This is a genomic window from Streptomyces sp. NPDC002018 (assembly GCF_042890865.1).
Classification (GTDB): domain Bacteria; phylum Actinomycetota; class Actinomycetes; order Streptomycetales; family Streptomycetaceae; genus Streptomyces.
The window spans coordinates 118605-143865 of record NZ_JBIASO010000008.1 but is presented as its reverse complement, the minus strand read 5'-3'; the positions used below and the strand labels follow the sequence as shown (position 1 = coordinate 143865).

Annotated in this window: 20 protein-coding genes; 8 read left to right on the top strand and 12 right to left on the bottom strand. The window is 72.1% G+C overall.

Features of this window, described 5'->3' with window-relative positions:
- On the bottom strand, positions 1 to 693 hold the full coding sequence (locus tag ACFYYH_RS15490; RefSeq protein WP_388550788.1) for an NAD-dependent epimerase/dehydratase family protein: 693 nt from the start codon (positions 691 to 693) through the stop codon (positions 1 to 3).
- A 306-nt stretch (positions 694 to 999) separates the two neighbouring features.
- Positions 1000 to 1554, bottom strand: a complete 555-nt coding sequence (locus ACFYYH_RS15485) for a TetR family transcriptional regulator (RefSeq protein WP_388550785.1) — start codon at positions 1552 to 1554, stop codon at positions 1000 to 1002.
- 182 nt (positions 1555 to 1736) lie between these two features.
- Between ACFYYH_RS15485 and ACFYYH_RS15480 the strand changes: the two genes are divergently transcribed.
- Together ACFYYH_RS15480 and ACFYYH_RS15475 are read left to right on the top strand one after the other, a co-directional pair.
- Positions 1737 to 3173 (top strand): aldehyde dehydrogenase, encoded by a 1437-nt coding sequence (locus tag ACFYYH_RS15480; protein ID WP_388550782.1) that lies wholly within the window; start codon positions 1737 to 1739, stop codon positions 3171 to 3173.
- A gap of 360 nt (positions 3174 to 3533) precedes the next feature.
- A complete protein-coding gene (locus tag ACFYYH_RS15475) occupies positions 3534 to 6629 on the top strand; it encodes a discoidin domain-containing protein (protein ID WP_388550779.1) in 3096 nt (1031 codons plus the stop codon).
- A gap of 179 nt (positions 6630 to 6808) precedes the next feature.
- Here the strand turns inward: ACFYYH_RS15475 and ACFYYH_RS15470 are convergent, their stop codons facing one another.
- From ACFYYH_RS15470 to ACFYYH_RS15460, 3 genes are all read right to left on the bottom strand, one after another.
- On the bottom strand, positions 6809 to 9028 hold the full coding sequence (locus ACFYYH_RS15470) for an NADP-dependent isocitrate dehydrogenase (protein ID WP_388550776.1): 2220 nt from the start codon (positions 9026 to 9028) through the stop codon (positions 6809 to 6811).
- Positions 9029 to 9155: 127 nt separating this feature from the next.
- Positions 9156 to 10079: a helix-turn-helix domain-containing protein gene (locus ACFYYH_RS15465; RefSeq protein ID WP_388550773.1), complete on the bottom strand. Its 924-nt coding sequence runs from the start codon at positions 10077 to 10079 to the stop codon at positions 9156 to 9158.
- Positions 10080 to 10268: 189 nt separating this feature from the next.
- Positions 10269 to 11507, bottom strand: coding sequence for a helix-turn-helix transcriptional regulator (locus ACFYYH_RS15460; RefSeq protein ID WP_388550771.1), 1239 nt, complete (start codon positions 11505 to 11507; stop codon positions 10269 to 10271).
- Positions 11508 to 11868: 361 nt separating this feature from the next.
- Between ACFYYH_RS15460 and ACFYYH_RS15455 the strand changes: the two genes are divergently transcribed.
- From ACFYYH_RS15455 to ACFYYH_RS15445, 3 genes are read left to right on the top strand one after another with little or no spacing between them, the layout of a single operon-like run.
- Complete coding sequence (locus tag ACFYYH_RS15455) at positions 11869 to 12759, top strand: hypothetical protein (RefSeq protein ID WP_388550769.1); 891 nt, start codon at positions 11869 to 11871, stop codon at positions 12757 to 12759.
- A complete protein-coding gene (locus tag ACFYYH_RS15450) occupies positions 12743 to 13732 on the top strand; it encodes a hypothetical protein (protein ID WP_388550767.1) in 990 nt (329 codons plus the stop codon). Before ACFYYH_RS15455 ends, ACFYYH_RS15450 begins: the two co-directional genes overlap by 17 nt.
- Complete coding sequence (locus tag ACFYYH_RS15445; RefSeq protein ID WP_388550765.1) at positions 13729 to 15204, top strand: hypothetical protein; 1476 nt, start codon at positions 13729 to 13731, stop codon at positions 15202 to 15204. The genes ACFYYH_RS15450 and ACFYYH_RS15445 overlap by 4 nt, the downstream gene beginning before the upstream one ends.
- A 39-nt stretch (positions 15205 to 15243) precedes the next feature.
- Here ACFYYH_RS15445 and ACFYYH_RS15440 read toward each other — a convergent pair whose 3' ends face one another.
- On the bottom strand, positions 15244 to 15966 hold the full coding sequence (locus ACFYYH_RS15440) for an HAD family hydrolase (protein WP_388550763.1): 723 nt from the start codon (positions 15964 to 15966) through the stop codon (positions 15244 to 15246).
- A 194-nt stretch (positions 15967 to 16160) separates the two neighbouring features.
- On the opposite strand from ACFYYH_RS15440, the gene ACFYYH_RS15435 reads away from it, so the two are divergent.
- A complete protein-coding gene (locus ACFYYH_RS15435; protein WP_388550761.1) occupies positions 16161 to 17222 on the top strand; it encodes a lactonase family protein in 1062 nt (353 codons plus the stop codon).
- A gap of 239 nt (positions 17223 to 17461) precedes the next feature.
- Here ACFYYH_RS15435 and ACFYYH_RS15430 read toward each other — a convergent pair whose 3' ends face one another.
- The 5 genes from ACFYYH_RS15430 to ACFYYH_RS15410 all read right to left on the bottom strand — a co-directional run bounded on the left by ACFYYH_RS15430 (position 17462) and on the right by ACFYYH_RS15410 (position 22560).
- Positions 17462 to 18382, bottom strand: a complete 921-nt coding sequence (locus tag ACFYYH_RS15430) for a sirohydrochlorin chelatase (RefSeq protein WP_388550758.1) — start codon at positions 18380 to 18382, stop codon at positions 17462 to 17464.
- 95 nt (positions 18383 to 18477) lie between these two features.
- Positions 18478 to 19464, bottom strand: a complete 987-nt coding sequence (locus ACFYYH_RS15425) for an N-acetylglucosamine kinase (RefSeq protein ID WP_388550755.1) — start codon at positions 19462 to 19464, stop codon at positions 18478 to 18480.
- 47 nt (positions 19465 to 19511) lie between these two features.
- Positions 19512 to 20189, bottom strand: a complete 678-nt coding sequence (locus ACFYYH_RS15420; protein ID WP_388550752.1) for a uracil-DNA glycosylase — start codon at positions 20187 to 20189, stop codon at positions 19512 to 19514.
- A 111-nt stretch (positions 20190 to 20300) separates the two neighbouring features.
- Complete coding sequence (locus ACFYYH_RS15415; RefSeq protein WP_388550750.1) at positions 20301 to 21389, bottom strand: WD40/YVTN/BNR-like repeat-containing protein; 1089 nt, start codon at positions 21387 to 21389, stop codon at positions 20301 to 20303.
- Between the two features lie 91 nt (positions 21390 to 21480).
- Positions 21481 to 22560 (bottom strand): NADH:flavin oxidoreductase/NADH oxidase, encoded by a 1080-nt coding sequence (locus ACFYYH_RS15410; protein ID WP_388550747.1) that lies wholly within the window; start codon positions 22558 to 22560, stop codon positions 21481 to 21483.
- A gap of 143 nt (positions 22561 to 22703) precedes the next feature.
- On the opposite strand from ACFYYH_RS15410, the gene ACFYYH_RS15405 reads away from it, so the two are divergent.
- Positions 22704 to 23054 carry an ArsR/SmtB family transcription factor gene (locus ACFYYH_RS15405; protein WP_388550746.1) on the top strand — a complete coding sequence of 117 codons (351 nt, stop codon included), beginning with the start codon at positions 22704 to 22706 and terminating at the stop codon, positions 23052 to 23054.
- Between the two features lie 118 nt (positions 23055 to 23172).
- Positions 23173 to 24195: a DUF6214 family protein gene (locus ACFYYH_RS15400; RefSeq protein WP_388550743.1), complete on the top strand. Its 1023-nt coding sequence runs from the start codon at positions 23173 to 23175 to the stop codon at positions 24193 to 24195.
- A 374-nt stretch (positions 24196 to 24569) separates the two neighbouring features.
- On the opposite strand, the gene ACFYYH_RS15395 is transcribed toward ACFYYH_RS15400, so the two are convergent.
- Positions 24570 to 25247 (bottom strand): DUF305 domain-containing protein, encoded by a 678-nt coding sequence (locus tag ACFYYH_RS15395; protein WP_388550741.1) that lies wholly within the window; start codon positions 25245 to 25247, stop codon positions 24570 to 24572.
- Between the last annotated feature and the right edge of the window lie 14 nt (positions 25248 to 25261).

Here is a 25261-nt window from a genome sequence, read left to right as displayed (position 1 = left end):
TCAGGCTTCCCTCTCCCGGGACCGGTCCGGGTCGCCGAGGCGATTGATGTCGGGGCTGTACAGCACGGTGGGACCCGTACCCCCGAGCTCCGTGACCGCGATCATCGCGCGGCCCAGATGGTCGGTCGTCGTCACATGACGGGGAATCACTCGGCGCAGGACCGGGTAGAGCCATGAGGTCAGCCGGTAGAGACGGCGGTACAGAGCCGTCCTGGAGACGGCGCCGTAACGGGGCTGAATATAGCCGGGCCGGAACATATAGGCGTGGAAGGGCATGGCGAGCAGCTCGTTCTCGGTGCGGCCCTTGACCCGGGCCCACATGGAACGGCCCTTCTCCGTGGTGTCGGTGCCCTCTCCCGACACATAGGTGAAGGTGAGGGAGGGGTTGTCCGCGCCCACCGCCCGTGCGGCCGCCAGGGTGTAGTCGTGGGTGATACGCACATACTCTGCCTCCTTCCGGCCGGCGGAGGAGACACCGAGGCAGAAGAAACAGGCGTCGAGGCCCGCGAACTCGTCGCGGATCGCGGTGAGATCGGTGAAGTCCGTGTGGACGACCTCACGGAGCTTCGGATGACTCACCCCCAGCGGGCCGCGTACGACCGCCAGGACCCCGCTCACCCGCTCGTCCCGCAGACAGGCCTGGAGCACCCCCTGCCCCACCATGCCGGACGCCCCGAAGATGACCACATTCACGTGTTGAACTCCCTGTCGGCCGTGGATGGCATGAGACCGCTCACCGGAATCCGTACGGCGGAACCGGTGAGGGCGGAACTGATGACGGAACCGGTGAGACCGGTACCGGTGAGGGAACGGGAGAGACCCCGGAACCGCGAGGCCCGGACCGTGCGGCCCGGAACCGCGCGGCCCGGAACCGCGCGGCCCGGAACCGCGCGGCCCGGAACCGCGCGGCCCGGAACCGCGCGGGCGGGGGCCGCCGGGCGGGGCCGCCGGGCACACACTGCCCGTACGCGGTGTGTCCCACGGCGCCGTGGCCCCGGGTCATGTGTTCAGGACCGCTGCGGCGGCGGCCACGATGGTGGCGCGCCGGCGCTCCCGGTCCACGGCCGCGTCCATGGCGGGGTTCAGCGGCAGACTGCCGAGGGACAGCAGCACCAGAAGATCGCGCAGTTCGTGGGCGGGCAGCCGGGAGGTGACGAGACCGTCCTCCTGCGCCTTTGCGATGATCGCGGCTTTCTCCTCCTGGGCCCGCACCACGGCGTCGGGGACCTCGTGGCCCGGTCGTTCCAGCTCGCGCCAGGCGGCGAACCGTACGACCTCGGGGTGCTTCTCGTAGTAGTCGTGCAGGCGTCCCGCGTACCCCGGCAGGTCGGTGGGGTCCATGGGAACGGCCGTGACGATCTCGACCACCAGACGGCTGTACACCGTGTCGAACAGGTCCGTCTTGCTCCCGAAGTAGCGGTAGAGCAGCGCGTTGTTCACACCCGCGGTCGTGGTGATGCGGTCGACACGGGCCCCGGCGATGCCGTGGCGGGCGAATTCCTCCGTGGCGGCCGCCAGGATCTTGCGCCGTGTCTCGTCTGCGTTGCGGACCATGGTCCCAGCATATGTAGGTAGGTGCTTACTTGCCAAGTTTCCCGGGCGGTCCTATCGTCGTATGTAGGTAACCACCTACTTGCGTACGGCGTCTCCAACGGCCCCGACCCCGCGATTCCCCCCCCCAGTGGCCCCGGTCCGCCCCCCCGGCCGCGCGTGCCGAACCGAACCCGAGGAACATCATGATCATTTACGACAGGCTCTATGTGGGCGGCGCGTGGGCCGACCCCTCCGAGGACAAGCCGATCGAGGTCCGCTCCCCGCACGACCAGTCCCTCGTGGGCCGGGCGGCCCAGGCCGGACCGGCGGATGTCGACGCCGCCGTGGCGAAGGCGCGCGAGGCGTTCGACCACGGTCCCTGGCCGCGTCTGCGCCCCGAGGAGCGCCAGGCGGTCGTGGCCCGGTTCAGCGAGCTGCACGCCGCGCGCGCGGACGAGATCGCGGACCTGATCACCGCGGAGAACGGCTCCGCGCGGTGGTTCACGCGGATGCTGCAACCGTCTCTCGCCGAGCAGACCGCCGCCTATCTGCGGGCCGCCCGCGAGCTGCCGTGGGAGGAGCGCGTGGGGAACTCCGACGGGCCGGGCGCGATCGTCCGCCGCGAGGCGGTCGGTGTCGTGGCCGCTGTGATCCCGTGGAACGCGCCCCATCAGTCGGCCCTGGTCAAGATGGTCCCCGCACTGCTCGCCGGCTGCGCGGTGATCCTCAAGGCCTCGCCGGAAACGGCCCTCGACGCGCTTCTCCTGGCGGAGATCTTCGACGCGGCCGGGCTCCCCGAGGGGGTCGTCAGCATCCTGCCCGCGGACCGGGAGACCAGTGAGTACCTGGTCTCGCACCCCGGGGTCGACAAGATCGCGTTCACGGGCTCCACGGCGGCCGGGCGCCGTATCGCCGCCGTCGCGGGCGAGCGGCTCAAGCGTGTCAGCCTCGAACTGGGCGGCAAGTCCGCCGCGATCATCCTCGACGACGCGGATCTGGACCTGGTCGTCGAGACCCTCAAGTTCGCCACGTTCGGCAACAACGGTGAGTCGTGCGGCGGTCTGACCCGGGTGCTGGCTCCGCGCGGCAGATACGAGGAGGTGGTCTCCGCCCTCGCCGCCATGGCGGAGAGCCTGACCGTGGGCGACCCCTCCTCGCCGGACACCCATATCGGCCCGATGGTCCGGCCCGGCCAGCGCGAACGCGTCCAGGGATACATCAGGACCGGGATCGAGGAGGGCGCGCGGCTGGTCACCGGCGGTCCGGAGACCCCGGCGGGCCTGGAGGGCGGCAACTACGTGCGGACCACCGTCTTCGCGGACGTCGACAACTCCATGCGCATCGCCCAGGAGGAGATCTTCGGCCCCGTCGTCTGTGTCATCCCCTTCGACGATGACGACGACGCCGTACGTATCGCGAACGACTCGCCATACGGACTCGGAGGCGCCGTGTGGGGCGCCGACCAGGAGCGTGCCATGGAGGTCGCCCGCCGGGTGCGGACCGGCACCCTCTCCGTCAACAGCGCGATGTTCAGCTTCGACGCGCCCTTCGGGGGCTACAAGGCCAGCGGTGTGGGGCGCGAGTTCGGCGCCGCGGGACTCGCGCAGTACCTGGAGCTGAAGTCCATCGCCGTGGCGTAGGCGTAGGCGCAGGAGCCGGGGAGTACGGGGGAGGCGCGGGGGGTGCTGGGGTGCGGGGGCGCGGGCGGCGCGGGGAATGCTGTACGCCTCCGGCGCCCCGGCGCCCCCGCTCGTCCGTCAGGAGGCTGCCGGGGCAGCTCACGGGCCCCGGCGGCGCCGTGGTCGCCTTTCGCCGCAAGGGTTGACAGTGGTCAGTCATTATCGCACTCTCCTGGGAGAGCGCTCTCCGACGTGTTCCGTCAGGGAGCGCCCCGTCCTGGAGCGATGAGTCCGGAGCCACCGACAGCCACCCTTCGCGTGCCGTCGCCGACCGTGCCACGGCGTTGTGGTGGGCAGGTACCACACCCCGTGGAGATGTATATGAGCCTCCTGTCCCTCTTACGCAGGACCGCCCGGCGCCGCAGACCCCTGGTCGCTCTCGCCGTCGCGCTGAGCCTCGCGACAGGCGGTGCCGTCGTCGGGACCTCCGCCGGTACCGCGGAGGCGGCCGACACCCTGCTCTCGCAGGGCAGGACCGTCACGACCTCGTCGACCGAGAACGCCGGCACCCCCGCCTCGGCGGCCGTCGACGGGGACGCCGGCACCCGCTGGTCCAGCGCCGCCGCCGATCCGCAATGGCTTCAGATCGACCTCGGCGCGACGGCGGCCATCAGTTCGGTGGTCCTCGACTGGGAGGCGGCGTACGCCACCTCGTTCAGGATCCAGGTGTCGGGTGACGCCCAGAACTGGACCGACGTCTACGCCACGACGACCGGGCCCGGCGGCAGCCAGACGCTCACCGTCAGCGGTTCCGGGCGCTATGTGCGGATGTACGGCACGGCCAGGGCCACCGGTTACGGCTACTCCCTGTGGGAGTTCAAGGTCTACGGTTCGGCCGGCGGCACCGGCGGGGGACCCTCGGGAGCGCCCATCTCCTCCTACAAGCAGGTGTCGGCCTCGTCGTGGGAAGGCGCCAACGCTCCCGCGGCGGCGCTGGACGGGCGCGCGGACACCCGCTGGTCGAGCCAGTTCGCCGACAACCAGTGGCTCCAGGTGGATCTCGGCGGCGCGGCCACGATCAGCGGTGTCGAGCTGCGCTGGGAGTCCGCCTACGCATCGGGCTATCGCATCGAGGTCTCCGACAACGGCTCGTCCTGGTCCACCCTCTACTCCACCACCACCGGCGCGGGCGGTGTCGAGAAGCTCGCCGTCACCGGTGAGGCCCGCTACGTACGGATGTACGGCACGGTCCGGGCCACCGGCTACGGCTTCTCGCTCTGGGAGTTCCAGGTCTTCGGATCCGTCGACAGCACCTCGGACACCGCGCCCCTGCTCTCCCCGCCCACCAAGGCGCCCGCGGCGGTGAACCAGTTCGCGCTCTCCGCACCGGCGGACCGGGCCATGATCACCAACACCCGCAGGCCCGCGTTCTCCTGGGCCGCCGTCCAGGGCGCGGTCCGGTACGAGCTGTGGCTCAACGTCACCCGTAGCGACTACGACTTCACCGCCCAGGGCAATCTGCTCGATCTCTACACCAAGGTCGCCGAACCCACCGGCACCGGCTACACACCGACGTGGGACATCACCGACCGGTGGACCTACAAGTGGTTCGTCGTCGCGGTGAGCGGCTCCGGCGCGAAGACCACCTCCAACATCCGTACGTTCAGCGTCTATCTGCCCGCCGTCGAGACCGTGAACGACGGCGTCGGCATCGTCAACGGCGCCCGGGACCTGAACAGGAACGGGACCGTCGAACCGTACGAGGACTGGCGTCAGCCGGTCGAGACCAGGGTCAGCGATCTCCTCGGCAGGATGACCCTGGAGGAGAAGGCCTTCCAGATGTTCTACAACGTCCAGTCGTACCCCCGGTCCGGCTGGCACTTCGGACCGGCCCAGCCGGCCGATCTGCACGACATCCTGCTCTCCACGGCGGCCACCAGGCTGGGAATCCCGCCGGTCTCCGCGGGCGACACCACCGCCGGCTACCAGACCACCTATCCGTTGCAGAGCACGCTGGCCGCGAGCAGGAACCACACGCTGGAGCACCAGCTCGGCGACATGCAGCGCAAGGAGCAACTGGAGGTCGGCGCGCGCGGCACGCTCTCACCGCTCGCGGAGGTCGGCACCAAGGTCCTCTACCCCCGTATCCAGGAAGGCGGCGGGGAGAACGCCGACGCCGTGGCGGCCCAGCTCAGGGCCCTGGTGTCCGGTCTTCAGGGAGGTCCCGAACTCAATCCCGCCTCCGTGCTGGCGACCGTCAAGCACTGGCCGGGCGAAGGCGCCGGAGGCGAGGCCGGCATCGTCTACGACGGGGTGACCATCAAGTACCACATGATCCCGTTCCGGGCGGCCATGGAGGCCGGGGCCGTCAACATCATGCCGGGCTACGCGGGCAGTTCCTATCTCGACCCGGGCGGGCCGGGAGCCGGTGACAGTGCCAAGATCCTCGCGTATCTGCGGCAGAACCTCGGCTACACCGGACTGATCACCACGGACTGGCTGCCCTCCGGCGCCTGGGTGAACGCGGCCAACGCCGGTTCCGATGTGATGGGCGGCGCCGACCCCGGCGCAGCGGGCTTCACCATGGCGGGCTTCCAGGCCCAGGTACCGCTCGCCCGGATCAATGACGCGGTGACCCGGATCCTCCGGCTGAAGTTCCAGCTCGGCGTCTTCGAGCGACCGTACGGCGACCCGGTGAACGGCCCCTACCGCTTCCACCAGCCCAGCTACGCCGCGCTCGCCAACCAGGCCGCGCGCGAAACCCACACGCTCCTCAAGAACAACGGTGTACTCCCGGTCAGGCTCAACCGCGGCGACAACATCGTGGTCGCGGGACCCCGGGCCACCGACGGCGCGGCGTGCTGCATCTGGTCCAGCTACTTCCACCCCAACTACGGGTCGCTGACCACCCTGGAGGCCATCAGGGCCAGGGCCTCCACCGCTGGTGTCAATGTCTACCAGGACACCGGACCCGCGCCGAAACTCGCGGTCGTGGCCGTGGGGGAGCCGTCGTACACCCACGCCACCTCCTGGGTGAACACCGAGCCGTACCTCCCCGCCGACCAGCTCGCGCTGATCCGGAACTTCAAGAACCAGGGGATTCCGGTGGTCGTGGTCCTCACACTGCCCCGGCCGATCGTGATCAGTGAGTGGAACGGTCTGGCCGACGCCGTCGTGGTCACCTACCGGGGCGGTGAGGAGGTGGGACCGGCCACGGCCTCGCTGCTCTTCGGTGACTACACACCGAAGGGGAAGCTGCCCTGGCAGATGCCACGCTCCCTCGACCAGATCCTGAAGCCGGGCGGCGGTGACGTACTGGCGGACGCCAACGAGAAGTGGGACCTTCCCTACGACCTCGGGGCCACCGACGCCGAACGCGCGGACATCAGGGCGAAGATCGACGCGGGCCAGCCGGTACCCACCACCTACGGCAACCCGCTCTATCCCTACGGCGCGGGACTCACCGGCTGGAACTGAGCAGTTCTCGAAACACGCCCCGGATGCTGTCCGGCCGGACAGCATCCGGCCGGCGCGTGTTCCGCCAGGGCCCGCCCGTGACGCGCGCGCCCGCCCGAGAAACGGGACCACCCGGGAAACGGGACCGCCCCGGCTGACGGAGGTCAGCCGGGGCGGTCGCCTGCCCGAGGGGAGGCGGCTCAGGCGAGGGTCGCGAGCGCCTGGTTGAAGGTGGCCGACGGGCGCATGACGGCCGCGGCCTTCACCGCGTCGGGACGGTAGTAGCCGCCGATGTCGGCCGGCGAGCCCTGCACCGCGATCAGCTCGTCGACGATGCTTCCCTCCTGCTCGGCCAGCGTCTTCGCGAGAGCCGAGAACGCCTCCGCGAGCCGCGTGTCGTCCGTCTGCCTCGCCAGCTCCTGGGCCCAGTACAGCGCCAGGTAGAAGTGGCTGCCACGGTTGTCGATACCGCCGAGGCGGCGGCTCGGGGACTTGTCCTCGTTGAGGAAGGTGGCGGTCGCGCGGTCGAGCGTGTCGGCGAGGATCTGGGCCCGCGCGTTGCCCGTGGTCTGGGCGAGGTGCTCGAAGCTGACCGCGAGGGCGAGGAACTCACCCAGGCTGTCCCACCGCAGGTAGTTCTCCTTGACGAGCTGCTGGACATGCTTGGGCGCGGAGCCGCCGGCCCCGGTCTCGAACAGTCCGCCGCCGTTCATCAGCGGGACGACCGACAGCATCTTCGCGCTCGTGCCGAGTTCGAGGATGGGGAACAGGTCGGTCAGGTAGTCGCGCAGCACATTGCCGGTGACCGAGATCGTGTCCTCGCCCCGGCGGATGCGCTCCAGGGAGAACGCGATCGCGTCGACCGGCGCCTTGATCTCGATCCGCAGGCCCTCGGTGTCGTGCTCGGCGAGGTAGGTCCTGACCTTCGCGATCAGGCTCGCGTCGTGCGCGCGCTCCTCGTCCAGCCAGAACACCGCCGGGTCACCGGTGGCACGGGCGCGGGTGACGGCCAGCTTGACCCAGTCCCTGATGGGCAGGTCCTTGGTCTGGCACATGCGCCAGATGTCACCCGCGCTCACCACGTGCTCCAGTACGACCTCGCCCCGGTCGTCGACGACCCGCACCGTGCCCGTCGCGGGGATCTCGAAGGTCTTGTCGTGGCTGCCGTACTCCTCGGCCTTCTGCGCCATCAGACCGACGTTCGGCACCGAGCCCATGGTCGCCGGGTCGAAGGCGCCGTTGGCGCGGCAGTCGTCGATGACGACCTGGTAGATGCCCGCGTAGCTGCTGTCCGGGATGACGGCGAGGGTGTCGGCCTCCTTGCCGTCCGGACCCCACATATGACCGGAGGTGCGGATCATGGCCGGCATGGAGGCGTCGACGATGACATCGCTCGGCACGTGCAGATTGGTGATGCCCCGGTCGGAGTCGACCATCGCCAGCGCGGGGCCCTCGGCCAGCTCGGCCTCGAAGGACGCCTTGATCTCCGCGCCCTCGGGCAGCGACTCCAGGCCCTTCAGGATGCCGCCGAGTCCGTCGTTCGGGCTCAGTCCCGCCGCGGCCAGCTTCTCGCCGTACGCGGCGAACGTCCTGGGGAAGAAGGCCCGGACCACATGGCCGAAGATGATCGGGTCGGAGACCTTCATCATGGTGGCCTTCAGGTGCACGGAGAACAGCACGCCCTCGGCCTTGGCACGCGCGAGCTGCGCCGCGAGGAACTCCCGCAGCACCGCCACCCGCAGCACCGACGCGTCCACGACCTCGCCCGCCAGCACGGGCACCGACTCGCGCAGAACGGTGGTGGTCCCGTCGTCCCCCGCCAGCTCGATGCGGAGCGAGCCGGCCTCGGCGACGACCGCGGACTTCTCGGTGGAGCGGAAGTCGTCGGCGTCCATGTGCGCGACGTTCGTCTTCGAGTCGGCCGTCCACGCGCCCATCCGGTGCGGGTGCGCCTTGGCGTAGTTCTTGACGGACGCGGGGGCGCGGCGGTCGGAGTTGCCCTCGCGCAGCACCGGGTTGACGGCGCTGCCCTTGACCTTGTCGTACCGCGCGCGGACGTCCTTCTCCTCGTCGGTCTTCGGGTCGTCCGGGTAGTCCGGCAGCGCGTAGCCCTGCTCCTGAAGCTCCGCGATCGCGGCCTTCAGCTGGGGGATCGAGGCCGAGATGTTCGGCAGCTTGATGATGTTGGCCCCGGGCGTCCTGGCCAGCTCGCCCAGCTCGGCGAGGGCGTCATCGATGCGCCGGTCCTCATCGAGACGCTCGGGGAAACTGGCGATGATCCGCCCCGCCAGCGAGATGTCACGGCTCTCCACGGTGACCCCGGCCGTCGAGGCGTACGCCTCGATCACAGGCAAGAACGAATACGTCGCCAGGGCCGGGGCCTCGTCGGTGTGCGTATAGATGATGGTCGAGTCAGTCACCGGTCGCTCCGCTCCACGTCTGCACGTCTGCAACATTGCTCGACATCAAGATATCTCGTGACCCACCCCCGCTCGACGGGGCCCTGCCCCACAGGGACGCGAACACGTCAGGCGGCGACCGGTGGCGTCAGGCCCGGCCGGGCGCGTCCCGCGTCCCCCGCGCGGCGGCCGTACCGGGAGCTGTCGTACCGGGGACTGTCGTACCGGGGGAGGGGCGGGTGGCCAGATGGGCGAGAAGCCGGAGCCGCTCGTAGGACGGGGAGCCGTGCTCGGCGTGGTACGTGACCAGTACCTGGCCCGGCGCCCCGGGCAGCGCCAGCTTCTCGTAGCGGAGATCGAGGGGGCCGACCCGCGGATGGAGCAGGAGAGTGACCCCGCTGGTCTTCTGGCGTACGTCCTGCCGGGCCCAGAGGGTGCGGAAGCGTTCGCTGCGCAGGCTCAGCTCGCCGATCAGCTCGGCCAGCCGGGGATCGTCCACCGCGCTCCCCACGGCCGACCGCAGATACGCCACGGCCTTGGCGGTCATCCCGTCCCAGTCCCGGTACAGCGCACGCATCTCGGGTTCCAGGAACGCCGCGTGCAGGGTGTTCACACCGGGCGAGAAGAACCGGGAGAGCGCGACGGCCGTCGGGTTGGCCGCCAGGGTGGTCATATAGCGGCCGTGCACATGGGCGGGGGTGGTCGTCCAGTTGTCGATCAGGCTCCGCACCCCCGCGCCGACCCGCTCCGGCCCGGACGGCCCGGCGCGCGCGGCCCGTGACGGCCTGGCCAGCTCCCGCAGATAGTTCTCGGCGTCGGTGTCGAGCCGCAGGGCACGGGCGATGCTGTCGAGGACCTGGTCGGAGGGGCGCTGGTCGCGTCCCTGTTCCAGCCGCAGGTAGTACTCCACACTGATGCCCGCGAGCAGCGCGACCTCCTCACGCCGCAGACCGGGCACCCGGCGGCGGGCCCCTTCGGGCAGACCGACATCTCCGGGGCGCACCCGCTCGCGGCGGACCCGCAGATACTCACCGAGTCCGCTTCCCGTCGTCCGTGTCGTTCCCGTGGCCATGGTGACCAGCGTAGGGGCAGCCGAGCGGCGCATCCTGTCCCCGCGAGTACCAGCGTCCGGGGGGACTTACTGTCCGTGACGATCCCCGCACGCGGGTGCGCCGGGGCGCCGACGTCGGTTCCTCCCGGAGCCGGTTCCTCCGGGAGCGGGAGCCGGTTCGTCCGGACGTCGGTTCGTCCGGACGTCGGTTCATTCGGGCCGGTCCGGGGAGTCGTTGCGCATCCGGCCGTCCTTCGTGAGCGGCGGGTCGTCGAGCCGGGGGAGATAGCAGCGCTGGAACAGCTCGCCGGTGAACTCGCGCCGGCTCCGTACCCCCGCCTTGTCGAAGACCTTCCGCAGATGGTCCTGCACGGTGTACTCCCCGATGCGGAGCGAGTCGGCGACCTCGGCCGTCGACCGGCCGAGCAGGACATGCTGGGCGACCTGGCGCTCGCGCGGAGTGAGGCCGTACGCGTCGAGCACGATGGCGGTCAGTTCGCCGGGGCGGCTCGGGGCCAGCGAGACATAGGTGAGCGCTTCGGAGTCCTCGCCCTCCGCCTTCTCGCGCCAGGCGCTGAGGGTGACCCAGTGTCCGGTGCGGCTGATCGCGCGGGACTGCACCTGGACCCCGAGGCCGACGGAACGGACCTTGTGCGTGAGCGCGGCGAGGGTGAAGGGATACCGGTGCCCGGGAGCGGGGTGGGCCTCCTGGACCAGGCTCAGCCAGCGCTCGGCGGTGGAGGTGCACAGCCGCACCCGCTGGTCGTCGTCGATGATGAGCAGGCCCGCGGCGTCCGGCACGTCGTCGCGGTCGATGCCCCCGAGGAGGAGCGAGCGGCGCAGGGCGGTCGTCGCCGGGGCGCTGACCGAGGAGGCGAGGGCGACCTCGGCGGGGCTGAAGGGCCGTGAGCCCTCGGCGCGGCAGAGCACGAACAGCCCCCAGGTACGGGAGCCGTCGCGCAGGAGTATCCGTAACTCGTCCGCCAGCCCCGAGGGCCGGAGCACATCGCGGTAGTAGACGCTCTCGCCCACGCGGCCGGCCATGGAATCGCTGAGCAGACTGACGGGCGTGGTACGGCGGGCGAGGGCGCGGATGTTGTCGACACCGGCCTGATCGGCGTGCTCGATCTCGAACAGGCGCGGCATCACCTCGCGCGGAAATCCGTATTCGTGCAGGCCTCCGGTGTCCAGGAGCGTCGCGGGATCGAGCATCACGGCACACCAGATGTCGGACGGCACGGCGGTGAGCAGGGCGTCGGCGGCGGCCTGGAGGACATCGAGCGCGCCGAGCGGTTCGGTGCCGCGCAGCCGGCGGGCGAGGGCGTTGACCAGCGCGTCGCGGGCAGCGGGGGCGACCGCGGCTCCTCGGGCACCGGAACGGCCGGAGCGGCCCGTACGGCCGGGTCCGGCGGCGTGGTTCTCGTGGTCTGGGCGGGAAGCGGACGTCACGCGAGCAGGCTAGGACGACCCCCAGACATCTGGGATGGGAATGGCATAAAAGCCCGTCTAGTTTGGTACCCCCAACCGGGCGGCGTACGGGGGCAGTTGACGTAGCGCCTTCCGCGCGGGCGTGCGCGCCGGGGGGCGTGCGCGGACAGGGTCCTCTCCGGGCGGGAAGCGGAAGCGGGGAACGCGCAGGCCCGCCGGGCGAGGAGAGGGCGCGGGGTACGGGGGGACCCGTCGTACCGGCGCTCCGCGAGGCGGGGTGCCGGTGCGGCGAACCGATGAGCGAGGACGAGCGAGGACGTGCGACGACAAGCGGGGACGAGTGCGAAGGAGACGGGGGATGCGCGGTGACAGGGGGGTTCCGATGACGACGCGACGACGGACGACGGCCGGACAGCGGACGAAGGCCCCACGGCAGGGGACGGTCCGACGACAGGAGCGGGTCACACGGTACGGACGGCGGAACGCGCGCGGGACGCTGCTCGCCGCGGTCTGTGCGGGCGGCCTGCTGGCCCTGACCGCCTGCGGTGGCGGCGGCGGGGGCGCGTCCGACGAACCGTCGGACAGCGGCTACACGACGACGGCGGAGCCGACGGCGACCGCGACGGCGGAGGTCGCGCCGCCCGTGGCGGAGACCTCCGAACCGGTCGAGGAGACCACCGGCACGGTCACGGACGACACCACTTCCGGGGAGGACGACGACGCGGACGACTCCTTCTCGGACACCTCGCAGGAGCAGGACACGGCATCGGGAGTCCCGCGTGGCCAGTGGACGGGCACCGCGACCATCAGCGTCGACTTCGCGGACCCGGGCTGCGCGGAGTCGTCCCAGTCCTACGAGCTGCCGGCGACGCTGATCATCGATGATCCGGTCGGCGGGGAGGACAACGGCTTCCATCTCTCCTGGGCGAGTGACAGCCAGACACCGGCGGGGGCGTTCGGGGTGACCTCCGCCCTCGACGGGACGGACACGGTGGACGGCGAGGCGGTGACCATCGGCTACTGGTCCCTCTCCGACGACGGTTCGGGCGACATCTCGGGAAGCCTCACCGATTCCGGCGCCGCCGAGGGAGCCGCGCTCAACCAGCTCTTCGTACCGAAGCCGATCCTCCCGTGCAGCGAGTACATGGTCTTCCCGTACGGCATGGCGACAGGCACCACGCTGGAGGGGACCGTGACCGACGAATCGGCCTCACTGACCCTCAGCGGTACCTCGCTCGACGGGACCAGGAGCTTCCGTGTCGAATGGTCGTGAGAACGGTCGCCGGTCCGCGGCTGTCACGGACGCGGACGCGGACGCGGACCGGGCCGAACTGCTGGACTCCTGGGCCGGGCGGATCGCCACGGCGGTCGCGCCGAACGAGATCTCCTTCGCCGGGCTCACGGCACGGGTCTACGCCGGGGGCGGCCGGGGCCGCCGTGGACTGCTGCGTTCCGCGCCTGCGGCACCGGGCGGTGCCGGAGGCGAACTGGCCACGCTCCTCCCCACCCTCTGGCACGCGCTCGCGGTGTCGTACGACCTGGTGGTGGCGGCCCTGGGCTCGGCCGCCGTCAGCAACGCGGTGTCGGGAGCGGCGCTGCTGCTCGCTCTGGAGGAACGGCAGGCGTCCCGGACACGGGGCGCGGACCCGGCCCCGGCGCGTGACGCGAGCGGCACACCCGGCGCGGACGGGGGACCGGACGCGGCCCGTACGGAGGCCTCGGGGGCGGCCCCTGCGGAGGGCTCGGGGGCGGCCCCTGCGGAGGGCTCGGGCGCGGCGCGTACCGAGGGCTCGGGGGCGGCCCCGGCGGTCGGCTCGGGCGGCGGCGAAACGGACCACGCTCCGGTGAGGCCGACGGTCGGCGGGGTCGGCGAGGCGGGCGGGGTCGGTGTGGCCGGTGGGGCCGGGGCCACGGATCTCGCCGTTCTCGCCGGTGCGGTGGTGCATGTGTCCCGGTGTCTCCAGGCCGGCGGTATGGCACGCCGACCGGCCGACCGGGCCGCCGCGCAAGCGGTCGCGGCCCTGTACGAGGGCCGCGACGCGGGCGCCGCCGCCTTCCTCGGCATCCTGGCGGGCCATCTGCCACCGGACACTCCCGCGTCGGCCTCCACGTCGGCCTCCACGTCGGCCCCCGCGCCGCCACCCGCGCCCGCGCGCTCGCCCATGTCCGCGGTCCGCGGGCTGAGGCGCCGGCTGGCCACCCGGCTGTCGGGACGCGGCCCCGGTCTTCCCGCGGGCGAGGAGTGAAGCGGCCGCCCGCCTCCGGCGGGCTCGCCCTGCCCCCGCCGCCCTGGCTGTGGCTCGCCATGGCGAGCTATCTCTACGACACGCCCGCCGCCTTCGTCTGGTGGCGGGAGCAGCTCAAGGACGTCTGGAGCGAGGGGACGTACGACTCCGCCACCGTCTCCGGCGCCGCGTTCACCGCGCTGCGCGTCATGCTCGTGAGCCAGGCGATCCCCGTCCTCTTCGTGGCGGCCGGGGTGGCCGCCGTACTGCTGCCGCATCTGCGCGGCCGGTACACGGAGTGGCGCCACCACCTCGTCGACCCCCGTGACAGCGCGGCCGGCGGCCCGGATCCCGCCATGGATTCCCTGCGGCGCCTGCTGGACGAGCATGCGCCGGGGACGGTCCTCATGGTCTCGATGCGCGCCCGAGGCCCGTCGATCCGGGTGTACGCACGGGGCTGGCGCGGCCGGCGGATCGCCGTGTCCCTCGGTTTTCTCGCGCTGTGGGAGAGCGACCGGGACCGGGCCCGCGCCCTGCTGCTCCACGAGGCGGGCCATCTCACCGGCGGCGAACACCTCATCACCGGTCTGGGCAGCCCGTTCACCGGCATGGTCGGCGCCTGGCCCGTGGTGTTCCTGGTGTGCGCGGTGGGCCCGCTGGTCTGGCTGTTCCTGATCTACGCGCCGAGCGCGCCGTTCTTCCTCGCGCAGGTGCTCACGACCGTGGCACGGCTGCCAGAGGTCCTGATCGTCCCGGTCGTGGCCCTGTGGTGCGCCGAGCTGGCCGCGGACCGGTACGCGGTGGCCGGCGCCGGACGGCGCACGGTGCTGGAGGCGCTCGACGCGACCAGGGCGTCCGGGCCGCGCCCGATGACCGGCAAGCTGTACCACCCGCCGAGGGCGCTGCGCCGGTGGTTCGTCGAGCACGCGCACCGGCCGGTGGCACCGGTGCTCCTGCTGCTCGCGGGACCGATCGCCCTGCTGCTGCACGCGGTGGTCGTGACGGTCTTCGCCGTTCCCAGTCTGATCCTGAACGGGTTCGCCCCGCGCACCGCGGTCGCCATCGCTCTCGACCTGGCGCACCTGCACCTTCTCTCCTGGCCACGGTGGACCGTGGTCCTGGCCGTGGTCCTTCTCTGGCCGCTGCTGGTCGGGTCATGGCTCCGGCTGTGGGGCGCGCCGGCCCCCGTACAGAGCCGCTCCGAACGGGGCGCGGCAGAACCGGGCGCGGCCGGACGGGGCGCGGCCGGACGGGGCGCGGCTGAACGGGGCCCGGCTGAACGGGGCGTGGTGATCGAACCGGGCGCGGCGGGCCGGCCGGTCTCCCCGGACCGGGCCCGGCTCCTCCTCGTCCCGTACCGCCGCAGGACGCATCTGGCCGCCGCTCTGCTGCCGGCGCTCGTCCTCGCCGTCGCGTTCCTGCCGCGTACCGGGGCCGTGGACCGCGATCCCGTGTTGCGGCCCGCCGCGACCACGACAGGGGCGGAGGACTGAGCCGCGCGGGCGCGACGGTCCCGGCCTGGGGCCCGGCCCCTACCGGGCACCGTTCACGGCGCCGTCCGGCCCGGTGCCGTCGGCTCCGACGAGCCAGGTGTACGCGGCCCCCGCCGTGAACTCGCTCCGTCCGCCGGGGAAGAACAGCCCGGCCGTGGCGAACTCCGGGTCGGGCACGGTGGTCAGAACGTAGGGGATCGCAATACAGCGCATTCCAGCGGCGTGTGCCGCGACCACACCGGGGCCGGCGTCCTCCACCACCACACATCCGGCGGGCGCCGTGCCCAGCCGACGCGCCGCTTCGAGGAAGACGTCCGGCCTCGGTTTGCCGTGGGCGACCTCCTCGGCGGAGACCGTCGCGGTGAAGTACCCGTCCAGACCGGTGACGCGCAGGGCCAGATCGATGGCGGCGCGGGACGAGCCGGACGCCACGGCCAGCGGCACGCCCTCGGTGTGCAGCCGCTCCACGAACGTCCGCATCTGCGGGAACACCTCCGTCGAGGTGCGCACCCGCTCCAGATAGAGCCGGTTCTTCTCGGCGAGCAGTTCGTCGACCGGCGCGTCGATGGCGTACTCCCGGCGCAGGACCTCCAGGGTCTCCCGGGTGCTGATCCCGATGAAGCGGGTGTGGTGCTCCCAGGTGAAGTCCGTGACGCCGTGCTGGGCCAGGAGTTGCCGCCCGGCTTCGTAATAGTTCGGCTCGCTGTCCACGAGTGTTCCGTCAAGATCGAAGATGACCGCCGGAATACGCGAAGTGCTCATGCGGTCCAGCATGCCAAGGCGTCCGGCGCGCCAAGCGAGGAAGCCCCGGCCGCCCCCGGCCCCGCCCGCCCCCGCCGCGATCCCGTTCCGGCCGATCCCGTTCCGGCCCCGGGGATTGGTCCAGACCGCCTGCTACCGTCGGCCGGACATCAGCGGATCGGTCGTTGAGGTTCAGCCGAAGAGGGGACACACACGTGAGCGGCAGGAACGACGGGCGGGCCTTCATCGGATCGTTCACCTCGGCGGGCGGCCGGGGCATCATCCACGTGGCCGTGGACCCGGACACCGGGGCCCTGACGGAGCGGGGAGCGACCGACGCGGTCGCCGATCCCTCCTTCCTCACCCTCGCGCCGGACGGGTCCGTGCTCTACGCGGTCTCCGAGACGGACGAGGGCGCGGCGGCGGCCTTCACGGCCCCCGCAGGAACCGGTGCCGGGGACGGAGTGCCGAGGCTGATCGGCGATCCCGTACCCGTACGCGGGTCCAGCCCCACCCACCTCACGCTGACGGCCGGCCATCTGCTGACCGCCAACTACGGCTCCGGCAGTGTCACGGCCCTGTCGGTCGGCGGTGACGGCGGGCTGCTGAGTGCCACCGGGGTGCTCCGGCACGAAGGCGGGGGACCGCACCCGGAGCGGCAGCGAGGTCCGCACGCGCACCAGGTGCTGGCCGATCCGAGCGGGCGCTGGATCCTGGTCACCGACCTCGGAACCGACTCCGTACGGATCTCCTCCCTGGACCCCGCCTCCGGGGAGCTGACGGCGCACGGCGAGACGGCGCTGCGCCCCGGCACGGGACCCCGCCATCTCGCGTTCCACCCGGCCGGCGGCCATGCCTATGTGCTGAACGAGCTGGAACCCACCCTCACCCTCTGCCGCTGGGACGCGGCGGGCGGTGTGCTCGAACCGGTCGGTGAGGCCCCCGTTCTGCCCGACAGCGCCGACGTCGCGAGCTATGCCTCCGAGGTGGTCGTCTCCCAGGACGGACGCTTCGTCTGGGCGGCCAACCGCGGACACGACAGCATCGCCGTCCTGGCGCTCGACGCCACCCACGAGAAGGCGGAACTGGTCACCACCGTGCCGTGCGGGGGCACCTGGCCTCGGGATCTGGTGCTCGACCCGACGGGCCGTCGACTGTACGCGGCGAACGAGCACTCCGGCGACGTGACCTGGTTCGACCTCGACCCGACGACCGGCATCCCGGCCCGCGCGGGCTCCATCGAGGCCCCCGCCGCCTCCTGCGTGATCTTCGGCTGACCGCTGACCGCTGACCGCTGACCGCTGACCGCTGACCGAGCCGCGGGCAGCCGCTCCGACCGCCCTACGGGCCACTGCGTCGCTCCGGCCGGGCGGACCGTCGGACCCTCGTGCCGTCGGATCGTCGTGCCGTCGGACCGCGTACGGAAGGGCCCGCCCCGGAAGATCCGGTGCGGGCCCTTTCCATGCGTACGGGGGACATCGTCGTCCCGTACGCAGGGGCATCCGTCGGCCTGGCGTCAGTGTGCCGGTGTCCCCTGCGGCTGCGTGGGGATACCCAGCACCGTCGTGTACTTCGACAGCACCAGCTTGCCGATCGCCGGGTAGGCGCCCAGCGGCTCCGCGGCGGCGCAGTCGGCCTCCTTGAGGGCCGTGTCGAGCAGCCCCTCGGGCAGCTCGGGGCCGACCAGATACGGCGCGAGCGCGAGCTGCGTCGAACCGGATTCGCGCAGTTGCGCCGCGATCGCGGTGACCGAACCCTCCTCGTCCAGCGCGGCGGCCATCACCGGTACGGCGAGGCGCGCGGCCAGCAGCATTCCGGTGATTCCGGCCGTCTGGACCGCTTCCTGGCCGCCCACCGTGGCCAGGATGATGCCGTCGGCCGCCGTCGCGACCGTGAACAGCCGGGCGCGGTCGGCGCGGGCGAGACCGGCCTCCGACAGACGCACATGCAGCGCCTCGGCGAGCAGCGGATGCGGACCGAGGACATCCGTCAGCTCCGCGACGGCGCCGCTCTCCGCGACGGCCTCACGTATCCGCGTGACCAGTCCGCTGTCGGGACCGGCGAGCAGCGGCACGACGACGGCGGCGGGTCCTTCGGGCTCGGCGACCTCGCGGCCCGCGGCCTTCGCCAGTTCATAGCGGTCGGTGCGCAGCGCGACGGTCCCCGACAGGGCGCTCGTCAGCGTCGCGTACTCGCTGTCGTCACCGTCCAGGAAACCGATCACGGCATCGAGGCCGGGCAGCTCGGAACGGGCGATGCTGATGATCTCCTCGGCCAGACCGCGCACGGCGGCCGAGGGGGTGCCGGGTACGGCGAGAACAAGCGCGGGCGCACCTTCAGGGGCCGCCACCGGCTCGGGACGGCGGTGGCGCCCCGACTGACGGGGTCGCGGCATTCGTACAGGCAGGCCGGATGCGGGCCCAGTGGGGGTGCTCATGCCGTCGAATGCTACTGGTTTTGTGGGCGCGGCTGTTCGGGGAGGGGTCGCTCGTGAACCATCTGTCCCTGTTTATCCGTTAGGTATTTTTCCGCTCATCTGTCCTGATGTGTCGGGACGTAGAGCAGCCGTGGATCGTGCGGCAGCCGCAGTGAGTCCGTGGCGAGTTCCGCCGCGATGAGCAGCGCCCCCGTCAGGGGATCGGCCGCGGCGGAGACCGTGGTGGCATGCGGAAGCTGCTCGGCCAGCTCCGCCCTGAGGGGTACGAGCAGAGGGTCGCCCAGCTTGAACAGCCCTCCGGTGAGGGCGACTTCGGGTGTGCCGGAAGCGGGACAGACCGCGGTGGCCGCCTCCGCGATATGCCGCGCGGCGCGCGCGAGGATCTCCGCGGCGACGGGATCACCGGCCGCGCAGCGGGCCACTTCCGGGGCGAACGAGGCGAGTACGGCGGGCCGGTCCGTCCGTGGATAGAGCAGCCCCGGCAGCTCGGCCGCGGGCCCGAAAACCGCTTCCATTCTGGACAGCAGTGCGGGTGAACCGCCCCGTCGGCCGTCGTGCGCGCGCATGCCCGCCTCCAGCCCCGCGCGCCCGATCCAGGCACCGCCGCCGCTGTCGCCGAGGAGATGTCCCCAGCCGTCCGCGCGGTGCCAGCCCGTCAGATCCGTGCCGAGCGCGATCATGCCCGTACCCGCGGCGACGGTGGCCCCGGGGCTCTGCCCGAGCGCTCCCGCGTAGGCGGTGACCGCGTCCGCGGCCAGCGCCAGCCGCCGCACCCCGAGCGAACGCTCCAGCGCGGCGGGCAGTTCGGCCCGGAGCCCGTCGCCGAGCGTCGCCATCCCGGCCGCGCCGATCGCGACGGCGGACAGGGTGTCCGTACCGGCCCGGGTGAGCAGTGCCTCCACGGCGGGCAGCAGTTGGGCGAGCAGATGCCCGGGGTCGATACCGGTGGGCCCGGTACGCACCGGCTCCCCGGCGGCGGTGGTGCCGACCGTCCTGACTCCGGTCGACCGGCCTCCGGCCGTCGAACCGAGCGCGATCCGCAGCCCCGAGCCGCCCGAGTCCACACCCAGCACCCAGCTCATCGCCGCTCCCCGGTCATCGGGGCGCCCGCTTCACCGCGGCACCCGGTTCATGGCAGCCGCCAGTCCACCGGTTGCGCGCCCTGGCGGACCAGCAGGTCGTTGGCCTGGCTGAACGGACGCGACCCGAAGAAGCCGCGGTCCGCCGACATGGGGGAGGGGTGGGCCGATTCGATCGCGGGGAAGTCACCGAGGAGCGGCCGCAGATTGCGCGCGTCACGCCCCCACAGGATCGACACGAGGGGCTTGCCCCGGGCGACCAGGGCGCGGATGGCCTGCTCCGTCACCTCTTCCCAGCCCTTCCCGCGATGGGCGGCCGGCTTGCGGGGCGCGGTGGTCAGCGCTCTGTTGAGCAGCAGGATCCCCTGACGCGTCCAGGGCGTCAGATCGCCGTTGGACGGCCGGGGCAGCGCCAGATCCGTGTGCAGCTCCCGGAAGATGTTCTCCAGACTGCCCGGCAGGGGCCGGACCTCGGGTGCGACCGAGAAGCTCAGTCCCACCGCGTGTCCCGGCGTCGGATACGGATCCTGGCCCACGATCAGGACCCGTACCTCGTCGAAGGGCTGCTGGAAGGCCCGCAGCACATTCGGTCCGGCCGGCAGATAGGTGCGCCCGGCGGCGATCTCCGCACGCAGGAAATCACCCATCTCGGTGATGCGTCCTGCCACGGGGCCCAGTGCGTCCGCCCAGCCGGGCTCGACAATCTCATTCAACGGTCTTGCTGCCACGGGGCGCCACTCTACTGCCGCGAACGGCCCGCCTTCGCACGCACCCGTCAACAGGCCCTCGCCACGCGGCGTTTGCCGACCGCTCCACAACCCGGTCATCCGGTGGCCCGGCTATCCGGAGAGGGCGATCGCGCGGACACAGAGCACATCCGGCAGATGCGAGGCGAGCTGCTGCCAGCTGTCCCCGTCGTCCGCGCTCGCGTACACCTCGCCATTGCGATTGCCGAAGTAGACTCCGGCGGGATCGGCGTCGTCCGTGCACATCGCGTCACGCAGGACCGTGCCGAAATGGTCGCCCTCGGGCAGTCCCGCCGACAGCGGCTCCCAGCTCCCTCCGGCGTCCTCCGTACGGAAGACCCGGCACCTGCGCCCGGCGGGCACCCGGTCCCCGTCCGCGTTGATCGGGAAGACATAGGCCACATCCGCGCGGCGCGGGTGTGCGGCGACCGTGAAGCCGAAGTCGGAGGGCAGTCCCGACCCGATGTCGCTCCACCTCCCGCCCGCGTCGTCGCTGCGGAACACCCCCCAGTGGTTCTGGAGATAGAGCCGGTCCAGGTCGCCCGCGTCCTGTGCGATCTTGTGGACGCACTGACCGAACTCCGGATGCGGATCGGGCAGGAAGACCGCCGACACCCCCTGGTTGGAGGGCGTCCAGCTCGCGCCGGCGTCCTGGCTGCGGAACACCCCCGCCGAGGAGACCGCGACGGTCACCGCGGCCGGGTCCCGGCGGTCGGTCACCACCGTGTGCACCGCCTCACCGCCGCCGCCGGGCACCCACCGGTCGCGGGTGGGGTGCTCCCAGAGAGGCCGGACCAGCTCGAAGGTCTCGCCGCGGTCGTCGGAGCGGAACAGCGCGGCGGGTTCCGTGCCCGCGTACACCACATCCGGGGCCTGGGGACCGGCCGGATGGAGCTGCCACACCCGCTCCAGGGACGCCCCCGTGTCTTTGGGGAACCTCACCGCGGGCCGGCTCGGCTCGGTCCAGCTCGCCCCCAGGTCGTCCGAGTGGAACACGGACGGGCCCCAGTGCGCGCTGTCGCCGCCGACGAGCAGCCGCGGCGCCGGGCCCCGCGTGTCGATACCGATCGAATAGACCGCCTGCGCGTTGAAGCGCGGCCCCTCGAACTCCCATCGGCCGCCGCGTCTGCGGCCGACGAAGAGCCCCTTCCGGGTGCCCACGGTGAGTAGCACGTCGGTCATCGCCGATACCTCCAGGACGTCGCTGTCACGGATACGGGTCAGTCTGCACCCCACCACTGACAATGGCGTCCGAAGCAAGCGTCCGCGCAGGTCAGAAGGCCCGGTGATACTGCTTCGGGGTGGGTACGGAGACCCCCAGCTCAGCGGCCGCGCGGCGGGCCCAGGACGGGTCGCGCAGCAGTTCCCGGCCGAGCAGCACCGCGTCGGCCTCACCGTTGGTGACGATCTTCTCCGCCTGCTCGGGGTCGGTGATCAGCCCGACGGCCGCCACGGGCAGCCGGGTCTCCGCCCTGACCCGGGCCGCGAACGGCACCTGGTAACCAGGGCCGACGGGAATGTGTACCCCCGGCGCGTTGCCCCCGCTGGAGACGTCGAGCAGGTCCACGCCGTGCGCGACCAGATCGTCCGCGAGGCGCACCGTGTCGTCGGCGGTCCAGCCGCCCTCGTCCAGCCAGTCGGTGGCGGAGATCCGGAAGAAGACCGGCAGCTCCTCGGGCCACTCGGCGCGCACGGCGTCGACGACCTCCAGGGCGAAGCGCGCGCGGTTCTCGAAGGAGCCGCCGTAGGCGTCCGTGCGCCGGTTGCTGTACGGGGAGAGGAACTCGCCGATCAGATAGCCGTGCGCGCCGTGCACCTCGACCACCTGGAAGCCCGCCTCCCTGGCCCGGCGGGTGGCCGCGGCGAACTGCCCGACGATCTCCTGGATCTGCTCCACGGTCAGCTCGGCGGGCAGGAGATGGCCCTCCGCGTAGGGCACCGCGCTCGGCGCCAGCGGCTGCCACCCGCCTGCCTCGGGGCCGACCGGGCCGCCGCCCTGCCAGGGCCGGTCCGTGGAGGCCTTCCGCCCGGCGTGGGCGAGCTGGACTCCGGCGACCGTGCCCTGCGAACCGAGGAACCGCGTGATGCGGCGGAACGCCTCGACCTGGGTGTCGTTCCAGAGTCCGAGGTCCGCGGGGCTGATCCTGCCCTCCGGGCTGACAGCGGTGGCCTCGGTGAGGATCAGCCCGGTGCCGCCCACGGCGCGCGCCGCGAGATGGGCGAAGTGCCAGTCGTTGGGGACACCCGCGTCCGGGCCCGTCTCGTCCGCCGAGTACTGGCACATGGGTGCCATCCAGACCCGGTTGGGGATGGTCAGCGACCGCAGGGTGTAGGGCTCGAACAGGGTGCTCACGTGGGCTCCAATCACAGGACTGCCGCATACGGAGGGCGGGGGACGGACCCGCCGACGCCTACTACGGTACCCATCGTAGTAAGGCGAATGTCAAACTACGAAGCTTCTCGTACAATGAGACTCCCTGAAGGAGTGGAGCCGCTGTGACCGCCGCGACCCGTACCCGCGAACTCGCTCACCCCGAGCGCACGGAGATCCGTCTGGAGGGCGTGCTCCACGCGCTCTCCGACCCCCTGCGGCTGCGTATCGTGCGTGAGCTGGCCGGCGCGGACCATGAGCTGGCCTGTTCGCACTTCGCTCTGCCGGTCACCAAGTCGACCACCACCCACCACTTCCGGGTGCTGCGCGAGAGCGGGGTCATCCGGCAGGCCTACCGGGGCACGGCCAAGATGAGCGGGCTGCGCGGGGAGGATCTGGACGCCCTCTTCCCGGGCCTGCTCGACAGCGTCCTGAGGGCCGCCGACGCGCAGGCGAAGCGGCTCGGCGAGCCCTGATCCCGGCCCGCGCGCGCCCCTGGCACGCCGATCGGTGCGATGAGCCGACAGGGTGCCGTACGCGACCGGTCCGTGCGCGCCTGACAATAGGGGTGGATTGCCTGATTAAGTTGTGAATGTGTCGGAACATAAATGGATTTCCGCCCAGGAACCCCATGAGCGCGATACGTACGAGTGGCCCGTGTGGGAGGTGCAGGGGCATGGCACCGTCACCGGCGCCGGCGACCCCCGGGACGGCGCCACACGGCGCGAGATCCTGCCGCCCTGGGTCGATATCCGGCTGACCTTCGCGGACGGCGCCCGGATCGATGTGCTCGCGGTCGTCCAGGACGGCCGTATCGCCATCGAGGACGCGCAGGCCGACCCGCCGCTGGCCCTCGAGGGCTTCGCCGCGCTCGCCGGCGCGATCGAGGCTCCCCTCCAGAACGCCTGTCAGGTGGTATCGGGCCGGCACCGGCCGCCGGTGCCCGGGACCGCCGTCGCCGAGCCGCCCGCCGCGGGCTCCGGGTCCGTGGCCGGTGAGGTGCTCGGCCAGGTCCCCGTCGCCGGCGAGGTCCCCGCGGACGCCGAGCAGACCACCGGCGGAGCCGCTACGGGTGAGCCGGCCGCGCACGGGACGCCCGCCGCCACGACCGCGTACGACATTCCCGGTTACGACACCCCTGCGTACGACACTCCCGGTTACGACACCTCGGCCCACGCCACCCCCGCCTCCGGCGCTCCCCTGTGCACGGCTCCCGCCTCCGGCGTTCCCGCGCACGACACCCCGGCTTCCGGCACTCCCGTGTCCGACCTCGACCCGGCCCAGGGCGCCGCCGGCCATGAGGCGCCCCCGGCCGACGCGTCCTCCGACGAGTCCCGCGAAGAGCCGGCGTCCGGGCCCGAGCGGGAGCCGGCGGCGGAGTCCGGGCCCGAGCACGGCCGCGAGACATCGGGCCGGCACCGTGCCCGTCCGTCCCCGCCGCGCGGGAGCGCCGCCCGGCGCAGCGTCGCGGAGATCTACCGCGCGGCCCAGCAGGCCGGCCTGGACCCGGTGCTCGCGGTGATGTCGGCGACGGGGTTCAGCCGCCGCAAGTCGCTGAAGCTGATCGCCGGGGCCCGGGACGAGGGGCATCTGACGCCGCGCCACCACCGCCGCTGACGCCACGCCGCTGACGCCATCGCGAGCAGATCCGGGCATCGTCCGCCACGGGGCCGGTACGGGACCGCGGCGCACCCGTCTCCGGCGGCGGCCCGGCACCGTCTCCGGCCGCGCACTCTTCCCGGCCGCGCACCGTCCCCGGCCCGCGCACCGTCCCCGGCCCGCGCACCGGAGTGCGTGCTTCCGGTCCGTGCGGGCGCCCTGGGCCCCGTACGGCCTCTCAGGCCGTCCACCGGGCCCCCGGAGTCTCCGGCCTTCTGTCGGACGCTCAGGGCGCCCCGTAGGGCCCTTCTCCGGGCCCCGTACCGGAGTGGGCGCCTCCGGACCCCGCGCCCGACGCCGGGCCGCGTACGGACGCCCCTGCCGCGCCGCGCTCACATCGAGCGCATACGGCTCATCTCGACGGTCTGCTGGGCGATGACCTCGTTCGCCATCTCCTCGACCTGGACGTTCTTGCCGTCCGTGAGCACCTCGGTGGCCATGGTGATCGCGCCCTGATGGTGGGTCGTCATCAGCTTCAGGAAGAGTTCGTCGAAGGCCGCGCCCTTCGCCGCCCGCAACTGGGTCAGCTGGGCCTCCGTGGCCATCCCGGGCATCGTGCCGTGGTCATGGCCGTTGAGGTGCCTCTCCCCGCCGTTGTTCTTCAGCCAGCCCTCCATCGCCGCGATCTCCGGCTTCTGCGCGGCGGCGATCCGCTCCGCGAGCAGCTTCACCGGCCTCGATCCGGCGCGGGCGCCCGCGAGTTCGGTCATCTTCAGCGCCTGGCCGTGATGCACGATCATCATCTGCGCGTACATGTAGTCCGCCGAGTTGGGGGTGTTGTCCGGGGCGGCCTTCACCGCCTCCTCCGCGGAGAGCGTCTTCGCGGGCTCTCCGGGCTTGCCGGGCGCCACCACGACCGATCCACCGCCGCCCTTGGCCCCGGTCTCGCCGTCGTTCCCCGAGTCGCAGGCTCCCAGGGCGACTACGGCGAGAGCGGCCACCGCCGCGAGCGCGGTCCTGCGGACACGCGGACTCCTGTGGTGGATCAACACGACGACCTCCTGCGGCACATGATGTGGTGAAA

What these genes read in the sequence shown, in the direction of transcription:
- ACFYYH_RS15485 (WP_388550785.1), bottom strand. Translation starts at nt 1,554, where the DNA reads ATGGTCCGCAACGCAGACGAGACACGGCGCAAGATCCTGGCGGCCGCC.
- ACFYYH_RS15480 (WP_388550782.1), top strand. Translation starts at nt 1,737, where the DNA reads ATGATCATTTACGACAGGCTCTATGTGGGCGGCGCGTGGGCCGACCCC.
- ACFYYH_RS15475 (WP_388550779.1), top strand. Translation starts at nt 3,534, where the DNA reads ATGAGCCTCCTGTCCCTCTTACGCAGGACCGCCCGGCGCCGCAGACCC.
- ACFYYH_RS15465 (WP_388550773.1), bottom strand. Translation starts at nt 10,079, where the DNA reads ATGGCCACGGGAACGACACGGACGACGGGAAGCGGACTCGGTGAGTAT.
- ACFYYH_RS15455 (WP_388550769.1), top strand. Translation starts at nt 11,869, where the DNA reads ATGACGACGCGACGACGGACGACGGCCGGACAGCGGACGAAGGCCCCA.
- ACFYYH_RS15440 (WP_388550763.1), bottom strand. Translation starts at nt 15,966, where the DNA reads ATGAGCACTTCGCGTATTCCGGCGGTCATCTTCGATCTTGACGGAACA.
- ACFYYH_RS15430 (WP_388550758.1), bottom strand. Translation starts at nt 18,382, where the DNA reads ATGAGCACCCCCACTGGGCCCGCATCCGGCCTGCCTGTACGAATGCCG.
- ACFYYH_RS15425 (WP_388550755.1), bottom strand. Translation starts at nt 19,464, where the DNA reads ATGAGCTGGGTGCTGGGTGTGGACTCGGGCGGCTCGGGGCTGCGGATC.
- ACFYYH_RS15415 (WP_388550750.1), bottom strand. Translation starts at nt 21,389, where the DNA reads ATGACCGACGTGCTACTCACCGTGGGCACCCGGAAGGGGCTCTTCGTC.